The following is a 416-nucleotide window of genomic DNA, read 5'->3' as shown; positions in this document are numbered from 1 at the left end:
GCGACGGCATCGGCCTCGGTATCGCGACAAGGCTGGCGGGTGCCGGAGCCGACATCGTCATGCCGGTCCGGAACCCGCACAAGGGCGAGGCGGCCGTCGCCAGGATCCGAGCGAAGCACCCTCGCGCGAAGTTGACCCTTGAGCAACTCGACCTGTCCTCGCTGGCGTCGGTCGCCGCGCTCGGTCAGAACCTGCGTGCCGAGGGCGCTCCGATCCACCTGCTGATCAACAACGCCGGGGTCATGACCCCGCCTGACCGGCAGACCACAGCAGACGGATTCGAGTTGCAGTTCGGCACGAACCACCTGGGTCATTTCGCGCTCACCGCACATTTGTTACCCCTGCTCAGGGCCGGTCGCGCACGGGTGACATCTCAGACCAGTGTGGCCGCCCGCCGCGGCGCCATCAATTGGGAC

1 protein-coding gene is annotated in these 416 nt (G+C 67.3%); it reads left to right on the top strand.

Annotation, left to right across the window (positions count from 1 at the left end; genetic code table 11):
• Positions 1 to 416 (top strand): SDR family NAD(P)-dependent oxidoreductase (locus IMZ11_RS44400; protein WP_228649798.1); only part of this gene is annotated, 416 nt, incomplete at both ends.

The sequence above is a fragment of the Microtetraspora sp. AC03309 genome (assembly GCF_020826795.1).
In the GTDB taxonomy this organism is placed as follows: Bacteria; Actinomycetota; Actinomycetes; order Streptosporangiales; family Streptosporangiaceae; genus Microtetraspora; species Microtetraspora glauca.
Note: the sequence above shows the minus strand (reverse complement) of the source record. Positions and strands in the feature narration are given on the sequence as shown.